Source organism: Paenibacillus selenitireducens (assembly GCF_002021565.1).
Lineage (GTDB): Bacteria > Bacillota > Bacilli > Paenibacillales > Paenibacillaceae > Paenibacillus_K > Paenibacillus_K selenitireducens.
Genome location: NZ_MSZX01000034.1, coordinates 1 through 5,166 on the forward strand (window position 1 = coordinate 1; position 5,166 = coordinate 5,166).

Annotated in this window: 6 protein-coding genes; 5 read left to right on the plus strand and 1 reads right to left on the minus strand. The window is 42.5% G+C overall.

Annotated elements, in window-relative coordinates; all coding sequences use genetic code 11:
• The first annotated feature begins 86 nt into the window (after window positions 1–86).
• From poxB to BVG16_RS32125, 5 genes are all read left to right on the plus strand, one after another.
• The gene (gene poxB, locus BVG16_RS32105) at window positions 87–1,808 is read left to right on the plus strand and encodes a ubiquinone-dependent pyruvate dehydrogenase (RefSeq protein ID WP_078503202.1); all 1,722 of its coding nucleotides are present in this window, start codon (window positions 87–89) and stop codon (window positions 1,806–1,808) included.
• A 594-nt stretch (window positions 1,809–2,402) separates the two neighbouring features.
• Window positions 2,403–2,927 (plus strand): DinB family protein, encoded by a 525-nt coding sequence (locus BVG16_RS32110; protein WP_078503268.1) that lies wholly within the window; start codon window positions 2,403–2,405, stop codon window positions 2,925–2,927.
• Window positions 2,897–3,277, plus strand: coding sequence for a VOC family protein (locus BVG16_RS32115; protein ID WP_158081861.1), 381 nt, complete (start codon window positions 2,897–2,899; stop codon window positions 3,275–3,277). Before BVG16_RS32110 ends, BVG16_RS32115 begins: the two co-directional genes overlap by 31 nt.
• A gap of 105 nt (window positions 3,278–3,382) precedes the next feature.
• On the plus strand, window positions 3,383–3,985 hold the full coding sequence (locus tag BVG16_RS32120; RefSeq protein ID WP_078503272.1) for a class I SAM-dependent methyltransferase: 603 nt from the start codon (window positions 3,383–3,385) through the stop codon (window positions 3,983–3,985).
• A gap of 203 nt (window positions 3,986–4,188) precedes the next feature.
• Window positions 4,189–4,527, plus strand: coding sequence for a hypothetical protein (locus BVG16_RS32125; RefSeq protein WP_078503273.1), 339 nt, complete (start codon window positions 4,189–4,191; stop codon window positions 4,525–4,527).
• A 141-nt stretch (window positions 4,528–4,668) separates the two neighbouring features.
• On the opposite strand, the gene BVG16_RS32130 is transcribed toward BVG16_RS32125, so the two are convergent.
• Entirely contained in the window at window positions 4,669–5,094 is a 426-nt protein-coding gene (locus BVG16_RS32130; RefSeq protein ID WP_078496412.1) for a DUF3888 domain-containing protein, read from the minus strand.
• Window positions 5,095–5,166 lie beyond the last annotated feature (72 nt).

A 5,166-nucleotide genomic window follows, 5' to 3' on the forward strand; every position in this document is an offset into this window, starting at 1 on the left:
STRCSSATNDATACTNTRYCHNAGCDTGAAAAGAATAGGCTGCTCGTATTATGGCAATATAATAAAAACAAAAAGGAGAGATTCCCTTGATAAGAACGATAGCGGATTCCATTGTGGAATCCCTTCTGAACGCCGGCGTGAAGCGAATTTACGGCATTATCGGCGATTCGCTCAATGCCTTGCTCGATGCGATCCGTCGTTCCGGAAAAATAGAATGGATCCATGTCCGCCACGAAGAGGTTGCAGCGTTCGCGGCGGGCGCGGATGCCACCCTCAGCGGAGGAATCGCCGTATGTGCAGGTAGCAGTGGACCAGGTAATTTGCATCTCATTAACGGATTGTACGATTGCCATCGAAACCGAGTGCCAGTACTTGCGATTGCCGCTCATATTCCGAGCAGTGAAATCGGCAGCGGCTTTTTTCAAGAGACCCGTCCGGACATGTTGTTTCAGGAATGCAGCTTCTTTTGTGAAGTCGTAACCGGACCGAAGCAAATGCCTCGAGCGGTTACGATGGCGATGCAAACCGCGACGGCAAGGTCGGGAGTGTCTGTCTTAGTTCTTCCGGGTGATGTAGCCGCTTTCGAATACGACGAAAGCCCCGTTCCGGAACGCGTCATCCATTCCACCCGGCCGAATGTCTGCCCTTCTACAGATGAATTGAAGACGCTTGCCGACTACTTAAACAAAGGCAAGAGGATCACCTTGCTGTGCGGTGCCGGCTGCGCGGGAGCTCATGCTTCGCTCATGAAGCTGTGCGAGAAGCTGCAATCCCCGATGGTCATAGCGCTGCGAGGAAAAGAATATCTGGAATACGACAACCCGTATTCCGTCGGATTAACCGGCCTCATTGGATATTCTTCCGGCTACCACGCCATGATGGAATGCGATGTCTTACTCATGCTGGGTACAGATTTTCCATACCGGCAATTTTATCCGCAAGAAGCGACAATCCTTCAGGTTGATTTGGATTCCTCCCGACTAGGCCGGCGAACGACGCTCGCATACGGGGTGTGCGGAGACGTGAAGACGACGGTCGAAATGCTGTTACCCCTGTTAAAGGAACCGCACTCCCCTGATCATCTGCAGCACTTTGCCGCACATTATGCCAAAGTCCGCGAGGAACTGGACAATCTTGCAGATCCCGGCCGAGCACCTATTCATCCGCAATTCCTCATGAAGGTAATCAGCGATCTCGCAGATGAGGATGCCGTTTTGACTTGCGATGTTGGGACGCCGACTGTGTGGGCTGCCCGATACTTGAGCATGAATGGAGAAAGAAGGCTTATTGGCTCGTTTAACCACGGGACAATGGCGAACGCCATGCCTCAGGCGATTGGGGCGCAGGTTGCACAGCCAGGACGCCAGGTCATATCGCTGTCGGGGGACGGGGGACTCACCATGCTGCTCGGAGATCTATTGACCCTTCGTCAGCATAAGCTCCCGATCAAGATCGTTGTCTTTAATAATGGTGCGCTTGGATTCGTGGAATTGGAAATGAAAGCAGCCGGATTTTTAGAATTCGGAACGGAACTCGACAATCCAAACTTTGCGGTACTGGCTCAAGCCATGGGAATCGAAGGAATCCGGGTCGAGGATCCGAATGACTTGGAAAGCGCCGTTCGCCGAGCGCTCGAACACAGCGGTCCGGTAGTGCTGGACGTCGTCGTCAATCGTCAGGAGCTGGCTATGCCGCCGAAGATCAACTTCGAGCAGGCACGCGGATTTACGATGTGGATGCTGAAAGCCGTTTTGAACGGGCAAGGCAACGAAATCATCGAACTGGCGAAAACCAATCTCCTTCGGTAATAAATAGGAGTACTTTGAAGTGGTGTCAGAAGTCAGAAATATTGTCCCATTCCCGAGGGAGAGGGAGGGAATATCAGCTTTTCTAAAGATTCCTACAACTGACTGCACACACTGCCTTGGTCGTAAGCGTAAAATAGCCCCATCTGATTGCCAGGTAGGGGCTATTTTACGTTTACAAATATGGCTAAGTAATCATCATTGTTGATTACTATCAAAATGAAGATCGCCTTTGCAACTATTTAAAACCACACTACTAACTATTGTCGGGTGACAAGAACATATATCGTTTGCCGATTGAGGACAAGAACATATATTGTTTTACGTAAATGAAGACGGTTTTCAATTAGAGTTAATTTCGTCGCATTTTCGCTTGAGTCAAAACTGAACTCATGGTAATAACTTCAGGGGGCTGGGAAACTATACCTTGAAAAAATGATGCATACTAAGTAGTGGGGTTAAGCTAACGGGCAGGTTAGCGTAATTGCCATTCAAAATAATATGTCCATACAGTATCAAAGAAGGGGTGCTTTTTCGTTCTTTACACACGAACATTCGTTTGTTATTATTTTTGTAAAATATGGGAGGTGAAGGTTTTTGGACAGTTCAAGTATAATGATTGACCTTCTACTAATTAAATACAAAGCGGACCAGAAATGGACTCGCAAGGTGATTGAACAGTTATCGGAGGAAGATATCATTTGGTCACCGACACCAGAGAGTAATAGCATCGCTAATTTAATAGCGCACATTTCAGGCGCTGCAAGTTATTGGTTTGAAGCCGCATACTTTGGCGCTCCATTGATCGAAGACAGGAGCAACGAATTCGAAGGCGGGTTGCAAATGTCGAAAGAGCAGGCATTAGAAATTTCGAATAAATCATATGACTGCATCATTCAAGTTCTTGAAATGATGAAAGCAGACCCAAAACGATTGTTGGAACAACCTTATCTACATTACCCAACGTTCAACTCCGCTCTCTTGAATAATCAATCCACCATTCTAGAAATGCTTCTACATCAATTCAGACATTTGCCTAGTCACACGGGGCAAATCATATACATAGCAAAAATGAGAAAGGGGAGTTTAATGTGGGATCGAAACTTAATTCAGCATATCTAACCATTCCCGTCAGTAGCTTTAACAACTCTGTGGATTGGTATGGAGAACATTTCGGTTTTAAAGTAACAACAGAAGACACGAATTACATAGAATTACAAAATGAATCAGGGATTAAAATCCTATTCCAACAAAATGAACATAACCTCAATTCTCATTTCATCTATCCGAATGGAGCGGTTCAATCGTCGTATGGGTTTATGGTGGACGATGCAGAATCCGCGTATCGGTACTGCATGGATAAAGGGATTAAGGTTGGGGAATTTTTTGATTATCAAGGCAAATCATTTTCATTCTACGACCTGGATGGAAATTTCATTGAAGTTTGGAGTTTACCAGAGGGTAAGGATTGATGATAATCAGCTAACGGGACACGATAGTTTAATTTGTAATAAGGTACTGCTTAAATTCTAAGCAAGTTAGTTTTATTGAAAGCATATATCAATCGAGGTGTGAAAATGGATAAAATTAATCTTTCTAAATCATATGATATTGATTCGCATCGTAGGGCAAATACTAAACCAGTTGAGTGGAAACTGGCCGAAAGAGAAGAATTTCTGAATAAGTTACTATCATCGGATAAAAAAAAGTTACTTGAAATTGGTGCTGGTCCTGGAATTGATAGTATTTACTTCAAAGAAAACGGTATTGAGGTAACAAGCGTTGATTTATCTGCTGAGATGATACGATATTGCAAGGAGAAGGGACTACAAGCATATGTTATGGATTTCTACCATTTAGACTTTGCGGACAATACCTTTGATGCTGTATATGCCTTAAATTGTCTGTTACATGTTCCTAAAAATGAAATTGGCGATGTACTTCTGGGAATAAGACGAATAATGAAACCAGGTGCTTTATTTTATATGGGACTTTATGGCGGGAACGATTCAGAGGGAGTATGGGAGAACGATTGGTGCGATCCTAAACGTTTTTTCGCATCATATTCTGATACTTCCATAAGAACGTTGGTAGGAAAATATTTCAAAGAAATAAGTGTTAATACAATTCCTTTACAAGATGGGCAACCGCATTTTCAGGCACTCATTTTACAGAAATAATAATCATTGAGATAAGAAAATCTAATCTTACCTTTTTTATTAAACTAACGGGCAGATTACCACGGTGCCAAGGTCAAATGATGAGGTATCAATTATATTACTGGATAGCTTCTGGACTAACAAGACAAGTTATCTCAGTACATCGAATGTTGTAACTAAGAATAATGGAGAATTTCACACCAAACTATAAAAGAGATGATTATATGTTCATTGTTACTGTGGAAATGACTCAGGAGCGAAAAGATCAGTTACTTGACTGGATAACCTCAGATGAGAAGGCTACAGATGAATATGATGCGGGTATTCAAGCGGGTCTAGTATGGATGGTTGATAAGTTGGAGTTAAGGGAACATCTCAACTCTGAGGTAGCCGTAACATCTCCTATTGTTATCAATCAATCTCTTATTGATGAATGCAAAAAGAAATTTGAAGAGAATTGGATTCGAGCGATATGGAATAGCAGTTTTGCGTTGGCAATTATCTCGGTATTAGATCTATTTAACATTCAAATTGTGGAGTTTCCAACTGCGAAAAGGGACTAAGCTTCGATTGAGTTGAATCGAGAACTCTAAAACTTGTTCAACTAACGGAGAACGATAGTTGAATGATACACATTGATGAGCAGGTGCTACGGTAGCCTGCTCATTTCATTGAGCTAACGGGCAGGTTAATCGAATAGTTAATCACGGATTTTGCAATTCAGGAGGTAAATCATATGTAGCTAAATGGGTGTGGTTAATTAACTCTACTGAAGGTCCATACGAAATTCGATACGTTAATCGGTCTTTTCCTACTGGAACATGGTGTCCTGCAGTCGGCTCAATTTCAAATGAAATTTCTAATTTGAAGCCACGGAATCCATTTATTCTTTTGGTTTCGGTTACTTCAATTTTCCACGGTGTAATTTCAGGCGAAAAAGTTTTTGAAATATTTGGGCGGTAATAGTTATCAAGAACTTCACTAATATAAGGAGTTAGCAAGTTCATGAGCATATCCTGTAGCCTAAGTTCTTCTGAGTCCTCAACGGGTTGATTTGCCGAAGCTATATTGGTTTGAAAAGAAGAAACAAGAACAAGCGATAAAAAAAAAGAAAAGATTATTTTTTTCATTTTATTTACAGACTCCTTTTATGGTTATTATTTACCAACTCCTTTAATTTATGTGGCTTATTAAGCTAACGG

What these genes read in the sequence shown, in the direction of transcription:
- BVG16_RS32120 (WP_078503272.1), top strand. Translation starts at nt 3,383, where the DNA reads ATGGATAAAATTAATCTTTCTAAATCATATGATATTGATTCGCATCGT.
- BVG16_RS32125 (WP_078503273.1), top strand. Translation starts at nt 4,189, where the DNA reads ATGTTCATTGTTACTGTGGAAATGACTCAGGAGCGAAAAGATCAGTTA.
- BVG16_RS32130 (WP_078496412.1), bottom strand. Translation starts at nt 5,094, where the DNA reads ATGAAAAAAATAATCTTTTCTTTTTTTTTATCGCTTGTTCTTGTTTCT.